At 59.8% G+C, this 17,799-nt stretch carries 17 protein-coding genes and 2 tRNA genes; 11 read left to right on the plus strand and 8 right to left on the minus strand.

Features of this window, described 5'->3' with window-relative positions; translation table 11 throughout:
* The first annotated feature begins 81 nt into the window (after positions 1-81).
* From ACQZ5G_RS05905 to ACQZ5G_RS05915, 3 genes are all read left to right on the plus strand, one after another.
* Complete coding sequence (locus tag ACQZ5G_RS05905) at positions 82-1,095, plus strand: NAD(P)H-quinone oxidoreductase (RefSeq protein WP_448737429.1); 1,014 nt, start codon at positions 82-84, stop codon at positions 1,093-1,095.
* A gap of 62 nt (positions 1,096-1,157) precedes the next feature.
* On the plus strand, positions 1,158-1,439 hold the full coding sequence (locus ACQZ5G_RS05910; RefSeq protein ID WP_448737428.1) for a toxin-antitoxin system TumE family protein: 282 nt from the start codon (positions 1,158-1,160) through the stop codon (positions 1,437-1,439).
* Positions 1,436-1,801 carry an HVO_A0114 family putative DNA-binding protein gene (locus ACQZ5G_RS05915; protein ID WP_003520461.1) on the plus strand — a complete coding sequence of 122 codons (366 nt, stop codon included), beginning with the start codon at positions 1,436-1,438 and terminating at the stop codon, positions 1,799-1,801. The genes ACQZ5G_RS05910 and ACQZ5G_RS05915 overlap by 4 nt, the downstream gene beginning before the upstream one ends.
* 737 nt (positions 1,802-2,538) lie before the next feature.
* On the opposite strand, the gene ACQZ5G_RS05920 is transcribed toward ACQZ5G_RS05915, so the two are convergent.
* The 5 genes from ACQZ5G_RS05920 to ACQZ5G_RS05940 form a co-directional block, all read right to left on the minus strand.
* Positions 2,539-3,579, minus strand: coding sequence for a sulfate/molybdate ABC transporter ATP-binding protein (locus ACQZ5G_RS05920; RefSeq protein WP_020812515.1), 1,041 nt, complete (start codon positions 3,577-3,579; stop codon positions 2,539-2,541).
* Between the two features lie 11 nt (positions 3,580-3,590).
* The gene (cysW, locus tag ACQZ5G_RS05925) at positions 3,591-4,463 is read right to left on the minus strand and encodes a sulfate ABC transporter permease subunit CysW (protein WP_003520464.1); all 873 of its coding nucleotides are present in this window, start codon (positions 4,461-4,463) and stop codon (positions 3,591-3,593) included.
* On the minus strand, positions 4,456-5,313 hold the full coding sequence (gene cysT, locus ACQZ5G_RS05930; RefSeq protein WP_003494311.1) for a sulfate ABC transporter permease subunit CysT: 858 nt from the start codon (positions 5,311-5,313) through the stop codon (positions 4,456-4,458). Before cysT ends, cysW begins: the two co-directional genes overlap by 8 nt.
* 198 nt (positions 5,314-5,511) lie before the next feature.
* Complete coding sequence (locus ACQZ5G_RS05935) at positions 5,512-6,537, minus strand: sulfate ABC transporter substrate-binding protein (protein WP_035236788.1); 1,026 nt, start codon at positions 6,535-6,537, stop codon at positions 5,512-5,514.
* A gap of 503 nt (positions 6,538-7,040) precedes the next feature.
* Positions 7,041-7,481, minus strand: a complete 441-nt coding sequence (locus ACQZ5G_RS05940) for an RrF2 family transcriptional regulator (protein ID WP_448737427.1) — start codon at positions 7,479-7,481, stop codon at positions 7,041-7,043.
* Between the two features lie 204 nt (positions 7,482-7,685).
* Here ACQZ5G_RS05940 and ACQZ5G_RS05945 point away from each other — a divergent pair, with 204 nt between their 5' ends.
* Genes ACQZ5G_RS05945 through cysN form a run of 3 tightly spaced genes read left to right on the plus strand, consistent with a single transcriptional unit; the run spans position 7,686 to position 10,930 of the window.
* A complete protein-coding gene (locus ACQZ5G_RS05945; protein WP_161987652.1) occupies positions 7,686-8,468 on the plus strand; it encodes a phosphoadenylyl-sulfate reductase in 783 nt (260 codons plus the stop codon).
* Between the two features lie 27 nt (positions 8,469-8,495).
* Positions 8,496-9,449: a sulfate adenylyltransferase subunit CysD gene (gene cysD / locus ACQZ5G_RS05950; protein ID WP_448737426.1), complete on the plus strand. Its 954-nt coding sequence runs from the start codon at positions 8,496-8,498 to the stop codon at positions 9,447-9,449.
* Positions 9,449-10,930: a sulfate adenylyltransferase subunit CysN gene (gene cysN / locus ACQZ5G_RS05955; protein ID WP_104679335.1), complete on the plus strand. Its 1,482-nt coding sequence runs from the start codon at positions 9,449-9,451 to the stop codon at positions 10,928-10,930. The genes cysD and cysN overlap by 1 nt, the downstream gene beginning before the upstream one ends.
* Positions 10,931-11,777: 847 nt before the next feature.
* Here cysN and ACQZ5G_RS05960 read toward each other — a convergent pair.
* Positions 11,778-11,854 (minus strand) — tRNA-Pro (locus ACQZ5G_RS05960).
* A gap of 264 nt (positions 11,855-12,118) precedes the next feature.
* Between ACQZ5G_RS05960 and ACQZ5G_RS05965 the strand changes: the two genes are divergently transcribed.
* The 4 genes from ACQZ5G_RS05965 to ACQZ5G_RS05980 all read left to right on the plus strand — a co-directional run bounded on the left by ACQZ5G_RS05965 (position 12,119) and on the right by ACQZ5G_RS05980 (position 15,430).
* Positions 12,119-12,541 carry a hypothetical protein gene (locus ACQZ5G_RS05965; protein ID WP_003520473.1) on the plus strand — a complete coding sequence of 141 codons (423 nt, stop codon included), beginning with the start codon at positions 12,119-12,121 and terminating at the stop codon, positions 12,539-12,541.
* Between the two features lie 388 nt (positions 12,542-12,929).
* Positions 12,930-14,663 carry a malate dehydrogenase (quinone) gene (mqo, locus tag ACQZ5G_RS05970; RefSeq protein WP_448737425.1) on the plus strand — a complete coding sequence of 578 codons (1,734 nt, stop codon included), beginning with the start codon at positions 12,930-12,932 and terminating at the stop codon, positions 14,661-14,663.
* A gap of 184 nt (positions 14,664-14,847) precedes the next feature.
* Positions 14,848-15,129 carry a ribbon-helix-helix domain-containing protein gene (locus ACQZ5G_RS05975; RefSeq protein ID WP_003520476.1) on the plus strand — a complete coding sequence of 94 codons (282 nt, stop codon included), beginning with the start codon at positions 14,848-14,850 and terminating at the stop codon, positions 15,127-15,129.
* Positions 15,119-15,430: a type II toxin-antitoxin system RelE/ParE family toxin gene (locus ACQZ5G_RS05980; protein ID WP_035236793.1), complete on the plus strand. Its 312-nt coding sequence runs from the start codon at positions 15,119-15,121 to the stop codon at positions 15,428-15,430. Before ACQZ5G_RS05975 ends, ACQZ5G_RS05980 begins: the two co-directional genes overlap by 11 nt.
* A gap of 12 nt (positions 15,431-15,442) precedes the next feature.
* On the opposite strand, the gene ACQZ5G_RS05985 is transcribed toward ACQZ5G_RS05980, so the two are convergent.
* Positions 15,443-15,517 (minus strand) — tRNA-Gln (locus ACQZ5G_RS05985).
* A 202-nt stretch (positions 15,518-15,719) separates the two neighbouring features.
* Between ACQZ5G_RS05985 and ACQZ5G_RS05990 the strand changes: the two genes are divergently transcribed.
* Entirely contained in the window at positions 15,720-16,628 is a 909-nt protein-coding gene (locus tag ACQZ5G_RS05990; protein WP_003520478.1) for an MBL fold metallo-hydrolase, read from the plus strand.
* A gap of 146 nt (positions 16,629-16,774) precedes the next feature.
* Here the strand turns inward: ACQZ5G_RS05990 and ACQZ5G_RS05995 are convergent, their stop codons facing one another.
* A complete protein-coding gene (locus tag ACQZ5G_RS05995; protein ID WP_448737424.1) occupies positions 16,775-17,704 on the minus strand; it encodes an IS110 family RNA-guided transposase in 930 nt (309 codons plus the stop codon).
* Positions 17,705-17,799: the final 95 nt, after the last annotated feature.

Consider the following 17,799-nt stretch of genomic DNA (forward strand, 5'->3'; position numbering starts at 1 on the left):
GACAAACGGCCTCCTTCCCTAAGCGGCGCATCTGACCTACATCTTCAGGCGACGCCGACACGTGAGGAGTTGCCCCTGGCCATGCCCGACACCAAGACCCTGCCCGAAACAATGCGCTTCATCGACCTTCCCTCCCATGGCGGCCCGGAGGTGATGCGGCTTTCGCAAGCGCCTTTGCCGAAGCCCGCAAAAGGCGAGGTTCTGGTGAAGGTCGAGGCGGCGGGCGTCAACCGGCCGGATGTGGCGCAGCGGCAGGGCATCTATCCGCCGCCGAAGGATGCGAGCCCGATCCTCGGCCTTGAAATCGCCGGCGAGGTGGTTGCGCTGGGTGAAGGCGTTACCGAATTCAAGGTGGGCGACAAGGTCTGCGCGCTCGCCAATGGCGGCGGTTATGCGCAATATTGCACCGTGCCGGCCGGGCAGGCCCTTCCCTTCCCCAAGGGTTACGACGCCGTCAAAGCGGCCGCATTGCCGGAAACCTTCTTCACCGTCTGGGCCAACCTCTTCCAGATGGCCGGCCTTACCGAAGGGGAAAGCGTGCTCATCCATGGCGGCACCAGCGGTATCGGCACGACGGCGATCCAGCTTGCCAAAGCCTTTGGCGCGGAAGTCTATGCTACTGCAGGCTCAGCGGAGAAATGCGAAGCCTGCGTGAAGCTCGGCGCCAGACGGGCGATCAACTATCGTGAGGAAGATTTCGCCGCCGTCATCAAAGCCGAAACCGATGGCAAGGGCGTCGATGTCGTTCTCGACATGATCGGTGCGGCCTATTTCGAAAAGAACCTTTCGGCACTCGCAAAGGACGGCTGCCTGTCCATCATCGCCTTTCTGGGCGGCGCCGTGGCCGAAAAGGTTAACCTCACCCCCATCATGGTCAAACGCCTCACCGTCACCGGCTCCACCATGCGCCCCCGCACGGCCGACGAAAAACGCGCCGTCCGCGACGACCTCGTCGCAGAGGTCTGGCCACTCATCGAAAGCGGTCAGCTGGCACCTGTCATCAACCGGGTCTTCACGCTGGACGAGGTCGTGGAAGCGCACCGGCTGATGGAAAGCAGCAATCATATCGGCAAGATCGTGATGCGGGTGTCGTGACGCTTTGAGCTGGATCGTTGTTTTCATTGACAACACACTAAAGTGTTGTCACAAATAACAACATGAAGGCCATTCTGCTCGAAAAGACGCGCAAAGTGATCGACGAGACGGCCTTCTTCGAGGTTGTCCTGTGGCATCGGCCTGAGCCTGTTCCCGGAAGTCTCCACCCGTTCAAATATCGGCTGGCGCTGGTGATCAAAGGGGAATGTGTTCTGCGTTATGACAATGAACGCGGCAAAGGCGATCATCGTCATATGGACGGGCGTGAAGACACCATCGCCTTCACCACGCTCGAAGCCCTGTTCGATGCTTTTCAGGCGGATATGGAAAGGATTTTGTCATGACCGCACTCACCGTCCGTCTCAGCACGATCAAGGATATCAAGAGCCGCTTTGTTGCCGCCGGTAATCTGGCCTTGTCCGGAAAGCAGGTGGAGGCGAAATCATCCGTCGAATTTTCAAGCTATGAGGACCTACATCGTATTCTCGCGCCGCTTCGCCTTGCCATCGTCAAGGCTTTGGCCGGACAGGGGCCGCTTTCTATCCGGGAGGTTGCCCGTCGGGTTGGACGGGACGTACAGGCCGTTCATCGCGATGTGACGTCGCTCCTCCATGCGGGCGTTATCGACCGGAACGAGGCTGGCATCGAGTTTCCCTATGACAGCATCCACTTCGAATTCGACGTAAAGGCCGCGGATGCGGCATAGGAGCCGGGCGTCCCCTGGAAGTAATCCCTCTTGCATTACTGACGAATCGTACTACCTTCTAGTTATGTTCAACGTATCGGAAGGAGGTGATCCAATGTCTAGTGAGATTTCGGTCTCTGGTGCAGGCAATGGAAAGGGTGTGTTTTCGACGGGGCAGCCCTCGTTGTAAACTTCCTGCCTTCGGAACGTTGAGAAACAGTCCCGGGTCTGTAAACAGGACCAAACTCATGGAAGGGTCGCTTTGGCGGCCCTTTTCCGTTTTTGCATATTGCTTCGACTATTGAGGAAATCTGTGCCTCGAATGCCGGGGCGGCTCTCCCACGATGAAAAGAACTCCTTTCGGCCCAAGGACTTGGGCTGGCTGGATACCGGCTCGAGGTCGGTATGACGGAGAACTGAAGCGCGTCGCATGAATCAGATCACAGTACACCACAGTTGAAATCATCGAGTGTGCTGGGTGTCGTTACCCCCCTCTGTCCTGCCGGACATCTCCCCCTCAAGGGGGGAGATCGGCAAGAGGCTTTCTCCCCACTTCATTCTCGACCGTCGAGAGGTGCAAGACCTCGCCACGGAACGATCTCCCCCCTTGAGGGGGAGATGTCCGGCAGGACAGAGGGGGGTAACGACACCCAGTACACTCGATGATTTTCAACTGTGGTGTACTGCGGAATCAGATTAAATGTGACGCGCGTTAGAGAGCGCCGGATCATCGACCGTCAACTGCGGTCACGTCTCCCTTATTTCTTCCCGAACACCTTCCACCGCGTCGGGCGGAATCGTAGTTCCGCCCCCACGGCCACGGCGGCGTTGAGCGGCACTTCGATTTCGAGGTGATAGGGCTCATGGCCGTTATTGGCGATGTCGATTTCGGCGATGCGGGTGCCGGCAAGGCGGCGACAGGTGGTGACCTTGCCGTAAAGCGCGTCCTTCTCCCCAGTCAACACCACATCTTCCGGGCGGAAGAAAAGCTCGCCCTCGCCAGAGCCGCTCTCGTCAATGCCGATGCTTTCGCCCTGGAACAGCACGTGGCCGTCGCGGATCGTCACCGGCAGGCTGGAGGATTCGCCGATGAAGGAGAAAACGAAGGGGGAGTTGGGCGTGTCGTAGACGTCATCCGCCGTGCCGACCTGTTCGATCTTGCCCTGGCTCATGACGACGACGCGGTCGGCCAGTTCCAGCGCCTCTTCCTGATCGTGGGTGACGAAGACGGTGGTATGGCCGGTGCGGTCGTGGAACTCGCGCAGCCAGCGGCGCAGCTCCTTGCGCACCTTGGCGTCGAGCGCGCCGAAGGGTTCATCGAGGAGCAACACCTTCGGCTCGATGGCGACAGCGCGGGCAAGCGCCACGCGCTGGCGCTGGCCGCCGGAAAGCTGCGAGGGGTAACGCTTCTCAAGACCGGAGAGGTGCACCATGTCTAGAAGTTCGGAGACCCGCCTGCGGATTTCGGCCTTCGGCGGACGCTTGGCGGAGGGACGCACCTTGAGGCCGAAAGCGATATTGTCGGCCACCGTCATGTGGCGAAACAGGGCGTAATGCTGGAACACGAAACCGACATTGCGCTCCTGCACCGTGCGGTGCGAGGCGTCCTCGTTGCCGAAGAAAATCTGGCCGGTCGTCGGCTGTTCGAGACCGGCGATGAGACGCAGCAGCGTCGTCTTGCCGGAACCGGAAGGACCGAGCAGCGCGATCAGCTCGCCGGAACGAATGTCGAGCGACACATCGTTCAGCGCCGGAAAGCGGTCGAACTGCTTGGTGATGCCGGAAACTTTCACTTCCATGAAGATGCCTTTCAATGCTTGCCGGCTGCGTTGCCCGCGCCAAAGCGTATTTCGAGAATGGTTTTGAGAATGAGCGTCACGAGCGCCAGACCGGCGAGCAGCGTTGCCACCGCAAAGGCCGCGCCCATATTGTACTCATTATAGAGTATCTCGACATGCAGCGGCATGGTGTTGGTCTCACCGCGAATATGGCCCGATACCACCGAGACGGCGCCGAATTCACCCATGGCGCGGGCGTTGCAGAGCAGCACGCCGTAAAGCAGGCCCCATTTGATGTTGGGCAGCGTGACGTACCAGAAGGTCTGCCAGCCGGAAGCGCCAAGCGAAATCGCCGCCTCCTCGTCGCCATTGCCCTGATCCTGCATCAGCGGGATCAGTTCGCGCGCGACGAAAGGAAAGGTGACGAAGATGGTGGCGAGCACGATGCCCGGCACGGCGAAGAGTATCTCGATGCCGTAGCTCTTCAGCCATGGCCCGAGCACGCTGTGGGATGAGAACAGGATGACATAGACGAGGCCCGATATGACCGGCGAGATCGAGAACGGCAGGTCGATGAGCGTGATCAGGAAGGCCTTGCCCTTGAACTCGAATTTCGCAATCGCCCAGGCGGCCATCACCCCGAAGACCAGGTTGAGCGGCACCGAAATGGCGGCGACAAGCAGCGTCAGGCGAATGGCGGAGAGTGCGTCGGGTTCGACAATCGCCTCCCAGAAGCTTTCCGTGCCTTTACGGAAGGCTTCGAAAAAGACCGAGACCAGCGGCAAAACCAGAAAGGCGGCGAGGAACACGAAGGCAATCGCGATCAACGCCAGCCGGGCGGGAAAGCTCTCGCTGGCGGGATCACGGAACGGCCGGGGGGACGTGCGGGAAGCGGTCTCAGACATAACCGTACCTCTTGCGGCTCCAGGCCTGAATGAGATTGATGAGGAACAGCATGGCAAACGAGATGATCAGCATGATGGTGGCGATGCCGGTCGCGGCCGCATAATTGAACTCCTCCAGCCGGATGACGATGAGGAGCGGCGCGATTTCCGAGACATAGGGAATATTGCCGGCGATGAAGATGACCGAACCATATTCCCCGACACCGCGTGCGAAGGCGAGCGCGAAACCCGTGAGGATGGCGGGTGTCAGGCTCGGCAGCAGAACGCGGGTGATGGTCTGGAAACGGTTGGCGCCAAGCGTGGCGGCCACCTCCTCCACCTGCCGGTCGATTTCTTCCATGACAGGCTGCACGGTGCGGACCACGAAAGGCAGGCCGATGAAGATCAGCGCGATGACGATGCCGGTCGGCGTAAAGGCGATCTTGATGCCGAAGGGTTCGAACAGCGAACCGACCCAGCCGCGATTGGCGTAAAGCGTGGTCAGCGCGATACCGGCGACCGCCGTCGGCAGGGCGAAAGGCAGATCGACGATGGCATCGACGAAGCGGCGACCGGGAAAACGGTAACGCGTCAGCACCCAGGCGACGATGACGCCGAAGACCGCGTTGACCAGCGCGGCGAGAAATGCCGTTCCGAAACTGACACGCAGCGCATTCAGCGTGCGGCTATCCGTGGCAATCGCAATGAAATCTGAAAAACCCAGTTTCGCCGTGGACCAGACAAGGCCGCCCAGCGGAATAAGAATGATGAGAAACAGATAGGTCACTGTGTAACCAAGCGTCAGGCCGAAGCCCGGTATGACGCTCGACTGCCGCCATTTCCACCTGTTTCCGGAAGTATTATTGCTCATCAAGGCTCCGGATAATCTTTAGTTTGGCGCATTTCCGGACAGGAAACCGGGGTCCGCTTTTCCTGGAAATGCTCTCTTGGAGCCGGTGTTCCCCGGCGTTTATTATAAAGTATCGACCGGCACGGTGTCCGGTCGATCAGGTTTTGTTTTCTGTTGTCCGTGCGGACGCGGGCGATCTCTTTTCAGCCCATCATCCGCTTACTTTGCGGGCTTGTAAATCTGGTCGAAGATGCCGCCGTCACCAAAATGTTCAGGCTGCGCCTTGGCCCAACCGCCAAATTGCGGGTCGTCAATGGTGACGAGCTTGATGTCGGGCAGCTGCTTGAGCAGATCCTTGGAGACGACAGCCGGGTTCGACGGGCGGTAGAAGTGCTTTGCCGCAATATTCTGGCCCTCGTCGGAATAGAGATATTGCAGATAGGCTTCCGCCGCCTTGCGCGTGCCCTTGGCGTCGACATTGGCGTCAACCACGGCGACCGGCGGTTCGGCAAGGATCGAGATCGGCGGCACGACGATATCGAAGGCGTCAGCGCCGAATTCCTGACCGGCGAGATAGGCCTCGTTTTCCCAGGCGAGCAGCACGTCGCCGATCTGGCGCTGTGCGAAGGTGACCGTGGAGCCGCGAGCGCCGGTGTCGAGAACCGGCGCGCGCTTGTAGAGCTCGCCCACATAGGCCTTGATCTTGTCCTTGTCGCCCTTGAACTCTTCGTTGGCCCAGGCCCAGGCCGCCAGATAGTTCCAGCGGGCGCCGCCCGAGGTCTTCGGGTTCGGCGTCACGATCTGCACGTCGCCCTTCACCAGATCGCCCCAGTTATGGATGCCCTTCGGGTTGCCCTTGCGGACCAGGAAGACGATGGTGGAGGTGTAAGGCGAAGAATTATGCGGCAGGCGGGTGCGCCAGTCCTTGTTGATCTTGCCGGAATTCTGGACGATGGCGTCGATATCGCTCTGCAGCGCCAGCGTCACCACGTCCGCCTCCAGACCGTCGATGACCGAACGAGCCTGCTTGCCGGAGCCGCCATGCGACTGCTGGATCGTGACGTCCTCGCCGGTATCGGCCTTCCACTTCTTGGCGAAGGCTTCGTTGAAGTCCTTGTAGAGTTCACGGGTCGGATCATAGGACACATTGAGAAGCTTGGTTTCCGCGAAAGCCGAACCCACACCCCCCAATGTCAAAGAAAGGCCGAGAGCGACAGCGCTCAAACCGGACAGAAACTTGGACATCGGTATTCCCTCCTGATGAAGATGGCTTAACTCTACCGGTTGAGTAGAGTTGGTCAATGAGGCCGAATACGATCGAAAAAGTGTTTCCCGAGAGCGTTTCCCCAGGCAACAAATACAGCGCAGCATAAGCGAAAGGCGCAACAAGCGTCGTGTAAAACTTTGCTGAATGCAAAAGCATTTCACATTTTTGACGATTTTTTGCGCTGACGGCGAAAAATATTATGGGGTTTTAGACGATTTTTTCGTCGGAGCGGTGCGGGGGGATGGGGGAGGCATGCGCCATCCACCAGTCCATTGGCACGGCAGGCTCAAGCTCCCGGCGGCCGCGACGCACTCCCTCCCTCCCCTCATTCCTGTGCTTGTCACAGGAATCCAGCCAGCCCAAGTCCTTGGGCTGAGAGGAGTCTTTCCGCCGCGCAGACGCGCGTCGGCTGGATTCCTGTGACAAGCACAGGAATGAGGGTGGGGGGACTGTAATGCCAAGCCTCACTGCCGCCGAGCGATTAGGCCGTCAAAAGCTCGGGCACTTCAACACCCGCCACCGCATCGGCAATGGTAGTGTTGAAAAGGATGTTGCGCGTCGCATCGGCCACGCGGGCGAAGACGTGGCGGATCTCGCACTGCTTCTCGCCGTCGCAATCCTCGCAGCGGCGATAGGCGGTCTGCGAGAGGCAGGGCAAGGGCGCAAGCGGCCCGTCGATGAGGCGCAGCACCTCGCCGAAGGTGATGTCTGCGGCCGGGCGCGCCAAGAGATAACCGCCCTGCTTGCCGCGCCGGCTTTCGACGATGCGTTCCTTCTTCATTTCGAGAAGGATTTGCTCCAGAAACTTTTTCGGAATGGCCTGTTCGCGGGCGATGTCGGAAATCTGCACAGGACAGGCCCCGTCGGCCTTGGCCAGCGAAAGGAGCGCCCTCAGCGCATATTTTGCCTTCTGCGAAATCATCGTAAAACCAGTAGACCACAAGCCCGGAAACCCGGCAATTCCGGCTTAGCGCAGAAGTTGTCACAATTCAAATCCAAGCTGCGAAGAAGGTGAACGGGTATCTTTTGCTCATACCCTGCGCGCGTGAGGCATTTTTGCTCTCAAGTGCAGCGCACAAAGACTGTCATTTCTGTTCCAAAGGCCGGATTTCAACAATAATCGGCCATGGAAATCCCGGACGTGACAATGACGATCAATTCAGCAAATGCCTCTGCCGATGCCGCTTCCCTCGACGCCACGCTTGCCGGGCTCGATCTGGCGGGTCGGCTTTCGTTTATCGCCGGCCTCGGTGGGCGGGCGGTCTTCACCACCAGCCTCGGCATCGAGGATCAGGTCATTACGGCCGCCATCGGCACGCATCGCCTGCCGATCGACGTCGTGACGCTTGAAACCGGCCGGCTGTTCAAGGAAACCGTCGATCTCATCGATGAAACCGAAGAGCGTTTCGGCATCGAAATCCGCCGCTTTCGTCCCGAGCAGGACGATATCGACGCTTACGCCGAAAAATACGGTCTGAACGGTTTTTACGAAAGCGTCGAAGCCCGTCACGCCTGCTGTCATGTCAGAAAGCTGATCCCGCTCGGCAAGGCGCTGGAAGGCGCCGCCTTCTGGATTACCGGCCTCAGACGCGGCCAGTCGGGCAATCGCGCCACGACGCCTTTCGCCGAGTTCGATGCGGAGCGCAATCTCATCAAGATCAATCCCCTGGCTGACTGGGATATCGACCTCATCCGGGCACATGTCGCCCAGGAGAACATTCCCGTCAATCCGTTGCATCAGCGCGGTTACCCCTCCATCGGCTGCGAGCCGTGTACGCGCGCCATCAAGCCCGGCGAGCCTGAGCGCGCCGGACGATGGTGGTGGGAAAACGACGAGAAGCGCGAATGCGGTCTTCACGTCGCCGGTGCGGAGCAGACATCCGCCGTTTCCGCCATCCCGCAACGATAATCATTCAGTACATTCCCGGAGTTCACAATGTCCAACGCAGTCCACGAGACGGACAGCAAGAATACTGTCGCATCCAAGCCGCCGCTCGATCCCCATCTGAAGGCGCTTGAAAACGAAGCCATTCACATCTTCCGCGAAGTCGCCGCCGAATTCGACAAGCCCGTGATGCTCTATTCCATCGGCAAGGATTCATCCGTGCTGCTGCATCTCGCGCGCAAGGCGTTTTTCCCCGGCCGCATTCCCTTCCCGCTGCTGCACGTCAATACCGGCTGGAAGTTCAAGGAAATGATCGAATTCCGCGACAATATCGTCAAGGAATACGATCTCGACCTGATTTCCTACACCAACCCGCGCGGTGCGAGCGAAAACGTAACGCCCTTCACCCACGGTTCGGCGCTTTACACCGACATCATGAAGACCGAAGCGCTGCGCCAGGCACTCGATGCCGGCCAGTTCGATGCGGCCTTCGGCGGCGCGCGCCGTGACGAGGAGGCGAGCCGCGCCAAGGAACGCATCTATTCCTTCCGCACGCCCGACCATAAATGGGACCCGCGCAACCAGCGCCCGGAACTGTGGAACATCTATAACGGTATGGTCCGCAAGGGCGAAAGCGTGCGCGCCTTCCCGCTCTCCAACTGGACGGAAGTGGATATCTGGCGTTACATCGAGGCGGAAAACATTCCGCTGGTGCCACTCTATTACGCCGCCGAGCGCCCCTATGTCGAACGCGACGGCATGATGATCCTTGCCGAAGACGAGCGGCTGGAACTGCTGCCCGGCGAAGAGATCAAGTATGGCTCGATCCGCTTCCGCACGCTCGGCTGCTTCCCGCTGACGGGCGCGATCCGTTCCGAGGCGGCGACGCTTCAGGAAGTCATCGCGGAACTCGAAATCGCCACCGTTTCCGAACGGCAGGGCCGCGCGATTGACCGCGACCAGTCCGGCTCGATGGAGAAGAAGAAGCGCGAGGGGTATTTCTGATGAGCACTGCCGCCGCGAACACCCCCTCTTCCGCAACCATTCTGCCCTTTGCCGAGCATTCGAAGGCGGCGCGCGACACGCGTCCGCTGCGTCTCATCACCTGCGGCAGCGTGGATGACGGCAAGTCGACCCTGATCGGCCGTCTTCTCTGGGACACCAAGGCCGTCAAGGAAGATCAGGCCGCAACCCTGCACCGTGACAGCGGCAAGCAGAACGATCTCGGCCTGCCCGATTTCGCGTTGCTGCTCGACGGTCTTCAGGCGGAGCGCGAACAGGGCATCACCATCGATGTCGCCTATCGCTATTTCGCCACCGACCGGCGCGCCTTCATCGTGGCCGACACGCCCGGCCATGAGCAATATACCCGCAACATGGCGACCGGCGCTTCCACCGCCGATCTCGCCGTGCTGCTCGTCGATGCGCGCACCGGCATTCTCGAACAGACACGCCGCCACGCCACCATTGCGGCGCTGATGGGAATCCGGCAATTCGTGCTGGCCGTGAACAAGATCGACCTGACGCATTACGACAAGGCCGGTTTCGAGCTGATCGCCCATGAATTCCGCGATTTCGCGTCCAATCTCGGCATCAAGCAGATCACCGCCATTCCGATGTCGGCGCTGAAGGGTGAAAACGTCGTTCTCTCCGGCAAGGCTTCCATGCCCTGGTATGAAGGCCCGACGCTGGTGGAAACGCTGGAGCTTGCCACGGTGCGCTCCGCGCAATCCGGCGGCTTCCGCCTGCCGGTGCAGCGCGTCTCGCGCCCCGGTGAAAGCTTCCGTGGTTATCAGGGCACGGTTGCCGGCGGTTCGGTAAAGCCGGGCGACAGCGTCGTTGTCCTGCCTTCCGGCATGGTCGCGAATGTTAAGCAGATCGTCACCTTCGATCTGGTGCGCAATGCCGCCGTCGCGGGCGATGCGGTCACGCTCGTCCTCGACCGTCAGGTGGATGTGTCGCGCGGCGACATGATCGTCTCCATCGAGGCGCAGCCGCAGACCGGCCTTGCCTTCGACGCCCAGATCGTGGCGTTGCAGCCGGGCGGTATCGAGGCAGGCAAGCGCTACTGGCTGAAAAGCGGCAGCCGCCGCCAGCGCGTCAGCGTGCAGCCTGTCAGCCAGCTGAACCTGAAGGAGGGCGAATGGCAGGCGCATGAAACCTCGCTGCCGATGAACGCCATCGGCAAGGTGCGGCTTTCCTTCGACGAGACGGCGATCTTCGATCCCTATGAACAGAACCGCTCGACCGGTTCCTTCATTCTGATCGACCCCGACACCAACAATACGGTTGCGGGCGGCATGATCGCCGGCAAGCGCAGCGTCGGTGCGACGGAAGAAAAGGGCGACCGGGTCATTCTCTCGCTGCCCGCCGATCTTGCCGAAAAGCTGCTGGCCAGCGAGCTGCTCGCCAAGCACCGCGACGAGATCGACATCCGCCGCACGGACGGCGCAACGGCCGCGCGGCTGATCGGCGACCTGGGCTGACACGCCCCTCGAACAAACAAAAGGCGACCGTCAAAGCGGTCGCCTTTTTCGTTTCAGAGCCTTTTCCGTTTCAGAGACTGCGGATGGCCTAAAACACGAACATATAAAGCAGAATGATCACGAAGATCGGAACGCCCATAGCCCACAATGCGATACCCTTCAGCATGCTATCCTCCATTGTTGTATGGTTAGATAACGGCTGAGGCGGCTTTCCGATCCATGCCGCTCTCCTGATTTTTACGGGTTGTTTCTCGGCGGCATAAAAAGCTGTTTGTTCATTCGACGTTCATGCACGAAAGGCGAATTTGCATGTGGTCGCTCCGCCAAGCGGCCCAATAGAGGCTCGTTGTTTGAAAAAGCAGCGGGCCTCTTTTTTGATCGCGATAAGTTGATCGCGACGATGCCCCTGAAATTCAGGGCCCATGGCGGTGATGGATAACTTCTTGGATTGTGAAGAAGAATTGAGGCTTCTAAGACGATTCCTGTCGCGCGTCCCCTGAAACAGGCCGCGACATTGAGGCCTGGCGCTTGGCGGAGCGACGGGCCTCTTTTGCTGGGACGCCGGATGGCGACAACAAAAGCCCGCCGAAGCTAACCATCCCCTGTTTGACCGCGACGATTCGCATCCGTGAGCGGATGTGGAAAGAAACACTCTCTCCCAAAACGCATACCGGTCGAAGAACGGCAATTTGAACGCAGCTATTCGCACCTGCGCCCTGATTTCAGACGCGATCGGCGAATGCAGTCCAGCCGGAACAGGTTTTCACAGGTCCGGTTTCGGTGCGAGATTTCGATCTTGGAATTTTCGGGATGAGTTGCAAGCCGCTGTATCTATTGGGCTTCAAGCTGGTCGGAGTGAGAGGATTCGAACCTCCGACCCCCACGTCCCGAACGTGGTGCGCTACCAGACTGCGCTACACTCCGTGACCAGCGGCGCTTCTATAGACCAGCCTCCGGCATTCGACAAGCGGCTTATTGCATTTTTTGTGACAAGTTTTTTCCATCTGTTGAAACAACCCTGCCAGGAGCCTGTGGCGCCGGCTGGAAGGCCTCAAAACGTTACAAAAAAGCAATTGTGGCAGGAAATTTTCATCGAGCCGCACACCTCCCCTGCCCGCCGTCTCCAAATCTGCTAGGGGAACGGAATGACCGGCGGGAAGCCGGACTCGGCACAAAGGACATTTCACCATGCTATCTCGCAGCGTAACGCTTGCAGCGTTTGCCATTGCGCTCTCGGCCTGCACCACTTCCACGGGCGGCTCCACTCCCTCTTTCACCCAGAAGAGCCCCGTTGAGACGCGCTGGGTCGGCCAGTCCGCAGGCATTTTCTTCGCAAAATTCGGCCCGCCGCTGAGCGATACGGAAACCGGCAGCTCCACCGTCTATAACTGGCGCGGCGGCTACAGAAAGGCCACCATTCCGGCCAGGTTCGAAGAAGGCAAGGATGGCAAGAAGGGTCGCCAGATCTCGCCCGCCCGCACCGCTTCGCTCTCCTGCACGGTGCAGCTCGTCGTTTCCAGCGATTACAAGATTACCGCGGTGCGCACGGTTTCCGACCGCCCCGGCATCAACGGCCCGAGCTATTGCGCGGAATTCCTCGCCGCAGACTGATCTTCGGCCACAGGCCAGACGCAGCAAGGCCCGCCCGAACCGGCGGGCCTTTTCACTTTTTCGGGATTATTGTCATTTTTCTGAAAAAAATTTTGCCTATAGCGGCCCCCTACCACCCGTGACGCGCCGGAAACAGCGTCATATCCGCCTTTCCGCGATATCCCGCTCACAGAACCCTTTCAACCGTTTGAAAGCGTCGGCTAATCTTCGCCGTCATAAAAATGACGATCGGCAAAACCGCAAAAATGGCCGTTGCGACCATATGTCCCTGCAAAATCCCTGCAAAACTGCTTGAACTGGAGTGAAAGAGTCCGGGTTGTGCCGGTTTGCGCTTTGCTGTAACGGGGCGAACGGGAGGAATGTTTTTAACACAAAACAAGAATCAGGTATGGCCGTGACTCCCATCGATCAAGACAAATCCCAGCTCACTGATCTCTCCCAGGAAACCACCCTTTCCAACGCATTTCCCATGAACCGCCGACAGGTTCTGGGCGGTGCGCTTGCCGGCATTGCCGCAGCGGCACTGCCTTCTTCCCCGCTTCTCGCCAATACGGCCGCCAAGAAGGTCGACGTGCTTTTGATCGGCGGCGGCATCATGAGCGCGACGCTCGGTGTTTGGCTGCGCGAACTCGAGCCCACCTGGTCGATGCAGATGCTGGAGCGGCTGGATGGCGTGGCGCTTGAAAGCTCGAACGGCTGGAACAATGCCGGCACCGGCCATTCGGCGCTTGCCGAACTCAACTACACGCCGGAAGACGACAACGGCAACATCAAGATCAGCCAGGCCGTCAACATCAACGAATCCTTCCAGATTTCCCGGCAGTTCTGGGCATGGCAGGTGCGCAACGGCGTTTTGAAGAACCCGCGTTCCTTCATCAACCACACGCCGCATATGAGCTTCGTCTGGGGTGACGAGAACGTCGCCTATCTGGAAAAGCGCTATCAGGCGCTCAAAGCCAGCCCGCTTTTCGCCGGCATGGAATATTCCACCGATCCCGAGCAGATCAAGAAGTGGGTGCCGCTGATGATGGAAGGCCGCGATCCTTCCCAGAAGATCGGCGCGACCTGGTCGCCGCTCGGCACCGACATGGAATTCGGCGAAATCACCCGGCAGTTCGTATCGCATCTGCAGGGCGACCAGAATTTCGACCTTCAGGTCAATAGCGAAGTCTCTGACATCCAGCGCCATGCCGATGGCAGCTGGCGCGTGACCTATACCAACACCAAGACCGATGCCGAACAGGTGGTGGATGCGAAATTCGTGTTCATCGGCGCCGGCGGCGGCGCGCTGCATCTGTTGCAGATGTCCGGCATTCCCGAAGCGGACGATTATGCCGGTTTCCCGGTCGGCGGTTCGTTCCTCATCAACGAAAACCCTGATGTGACGATGCAGCATCTGGCCAAGGCCTATGGCAAGGCCTCGGTCGGTTCGCCGCCCATGTCGGTTCCGCATCTGGATACCCGTGTGCTGGGCGGCAAGCGCGTCATCCTGTTCGGGCCTTTCGCCACCTTCTCCACCAAGTTCCTGAAGGAAGGCTCCTATTTCGATCTCGTCTCCTCCGTCACGACCAGCAATGCCTGGCCGATGGTGCGGGTGGGCATCGATGAATATCCGCTGGTGGAATATCTCGCCGGTCAGCTGATGATGTCGGATGACGACCGTTTTGCTGCGCTGAAGGAATATTTCCCGAATGCCAAGCAGGGTGAATGGCGTCTCTGGCAGGCAGGCCAGCGCGTGCAGATCATCAAGCGCGACGAAGAAAAGGGCGGCGTGCTGCGGCTCGGCACCGAAGTCGTCGCCGCCAGGGACGGCAGCATCGCCGGCCTGCTCGGCGCTTCGCCGGGCGCTTCCACGGCCGCACCGATCATGCTCAGCGTTCTGGAAAAGGTCTTCAAGGACAAGGTGGCGACGCCTGAATGGCAGGCCAAGATTCGCCAGATCGTGCCGAGCTACGGCACGAAGCTCAATGACGACCCGGAAAAGGTGCAGCAGGAATGGGCCTACACGGCCGAACACCTGCAGCTGCCCACCCCGCCGCAGATCGACCTTGAGGCGCTGAAGGGTGCCGGTGCGGCGCCTGCGGGTGCGCCGGTGAAGAAGGTGCCGGATATCGCGCTTTAAGGCTTGGCTGCGATTTAGGATTGAACGCCGCGTGTCTCCGGATGCGCGGCGTTTTTTGTTGGAGATGACTTCTCCACCCGCACCGGCATCCTCCGGTGCATTGCCACTAGGGCGTTGAAAAAATACCTCGCGCCAAAAACCAGTTGGTGGTAATAATTCCTACCAATATCCATGGGGAAATGACATGGCCAACGTTGAAAAGATCAGCGTCTCGATGACGCCCCAGCACGCCCAAATCTTGCGTGACGCCGTGGAAAGCGGTGCTTATGCCAGCAGCAGCGAAGTCATCCGTGAAGCGATGCGAGACTGGTCGGCAAAATGGGTTCAGCGACGCGATGACATCGCCAAGCTGCGCGCATTGTGGGCTGAGGGCAAATCCAGTGGCGGTTCAACCGAAGTGGATTTCGACGCGGCGCTCAATGAAGCGCGTGCAGAACTGGCCTCGTTGAAAAATCGTGACCACTAAGCTTGTCTGGACGCCCCGCGCACGTAGCGATGTGAAGAAAATCTATATCGATATCGGCAAATCACAGCCTCTTGCCGCAGAGCGATATTTCGCTCGGTTCCGCGCCAAAGCGGAACGCTTGGTCGACCATCCTCACCTCGGCGAGCGCCACCCGGAAATTTTTCCGTCCGCCCGTATGCTCGTCGAAGCACCTTATATCATTCTCTACGAAACCGTGCCGGACACCGATGGCGACGAAATATATTCCGTGGAAATCGTTCGCGTGATCGATGGTCGCCGGAACCTGCGAACGTTGTTCTGACTTTTGGATAGATGGCTGGGGCGCCAGGATTCGAACCTGGGAATGCCGGTACCAAAAACCGGTGCCTTACCGCTTGGCGACGCCCCAACAGGGCAGCGAAGGCGAAACGCCGCTGCCTGAACCGCGCCTGATTAGCAAAGCCTGCCCGGCCCGGCAATGACCCGGCGATTTATTTTTTCACAAAATTCAAGCTTTTTGGATGCCGTGGCGAAGTTCGCATGTTAGGGCTTGGCGATGGCGCGGTTGAGGCCGTGGCTCTGGGTGGCATGGCATTTTTCAGGAGGTCTCGATGGCGGACCCGGCATTCGATCTCGATTTTCAGCCGGCCTATGGCGAGACGGTTCCCGTCGCCCCGCTGATCCAGCGCATCACCGTCAACAATCCTTCCGCCTTCACCTTCCATGGCACCAACTCCTATATTGTCGGCGACCGTTCCGTCGCCGTCATCGATCCCGGCCCGGAGGATGAGGCGCATTTTCAGGCGCTGATGGCGGCGCTGAAGGGCCGCGAGGTCACCCATATCTTCGTCAGCCATACGCACCGCGATCACTCGCCGCTTGCCCGGCGGCTGAAGGAGGCGACCGGGGCGATAACGGTGGCCGAGGGTCCGCACCGTGCCGCGCGCCCGCTGCACGCGGGCGAGACAAACCCCTTTGCCGAAAGTTCCGACACGGCTTTTGCACCCGATATCGCGCTTGGCGACGGCCAAGGCCTTTCCGGCGACGGGTGGCGGCTTACCGCGCTGCATACGCCGGGACACACGGCCAACCACGCCGCCTTCGCGCTTGATGGCAGCGGTATCGTCTTTTCCGCCGATCACGTCATGGCCTGGGCCACCACCATCGTTGCGCCGCCGGATGGGGCGATGAGCGATTACATGGCCTCGCTGGAACGGCTGCTTACCCGCGACGACCGGTTGTTCCTGCCCGGCCATGGCGGCCCGGTCACCGATCCAGCAGCCTTCATGCGGGGCTTGCGCGCCCACCGCCGTATGCGGGAAAAGGCGGTTCTGAAGCGTATCCGCGAAGGCGACCGGCTGATCGCCGATATGGTGAAGGTGATCTATGCCAGCACCGACAAGCGCCTGCATGGCGCGGCCGCACTTTCCGTGCTGGCGCATATCGAAGACCTGATCGAAAAGGGCGAGGTGCGGACGGACGGCGCGCCTTCGCTGCTGGGTGAGTATTTTCCGGCGTAGCGGATATTTTGGGCACGCGAGATTTCAGGGCGCGTTGCGACCTCACCTCTCACTCCAAGCCTCGATTGGATCGAGTGGATGCCGCCTGTTTCTTCTCCCCGCCGGGGAGAAGTCCGCGGCAGCGGGATGAGCGACTGTCTTTGATGTCAAGCGTTTTGCCATGGTTTGTTGTCTCTGATGATGGCGTTAAGCATTGTCAGAAGCTTTCGCATGGTTGCGACGGTAGCGAGGATTTTCGGCTTTCCGGCTTCCACGAGACGATCGCGAAAGGCCTTGAGGACTGGATTGTGCCGTGCGGCCACCAGCGCTGCCATGAACAACACCGCCCGGACCTTGCCCCTTCCGCCACCGATGAAGCTTTTGCCCTTCCATTTGCCCGATTGCCGGGTCCAGGGAGCAAGGCCCGCCAGCGAGGCGATTTGACGCCGGTCGAGACTGCCCAGTTCCGGCATTTCGGCAAGCAATGTGCGTGCCGTTGCAGGCCCCACACCAGGCACGGAGGTCAGCAGCGCCTCGCGCACACGCCACAGGGGGGATTTGCGGATGTGATCGTCCATTTCCGCATCGATGCTGTCCACCTCCCGGCGCAGGGCGACAAGCAGGCGCTGAATGCTTTTGCGGGTCGATTTCTCCAGCGCCATGCGTAACCGGTTCTCTTCGGCCACAATCATCTGCACGATCTGCCGCCTGCGGTCGACAAGCGCCGACAAAAGCTGGGTTTGCTGATCACGCAAAGGCCGGATCTGTGGCTTGGTGGCAGACACGAAAGCGGCAATCACCGCCGCATCGACCGCGTCGGTCTTGGCCCGGCGACCGATGGCATTGGCATAGGCACGCACCTGCGCCGGATTGACCACAATCACCGAAAATCCGGCAGACGAAAGCCGTGCCACGGCCAGCGTCTCGAAGCCGCCTGTAGCTTCCAGTGCGACGATATCGGCATGCACCTCTTTGAGACGCTGTACCAGATCGTCGATCCCGGCATGGCTGTTCTCGACGACGAACGCCGTGCCCGATGCTGCGAACGCCACATCCAGACGGGCCTTCGAAACGTCAATACCAACGATAATATCCATCTTATCCCATCCTTGCCTAAGCGGGCTTCGCACACGCAAGCGGCCCCGGCGACTGTTCGGGTTCGATGAAAAAGCGGATGGAGACCCTGGCTCAT

This window comes from Agrobacterium sp. 22-214-1 (assembly GCF_053522465.1).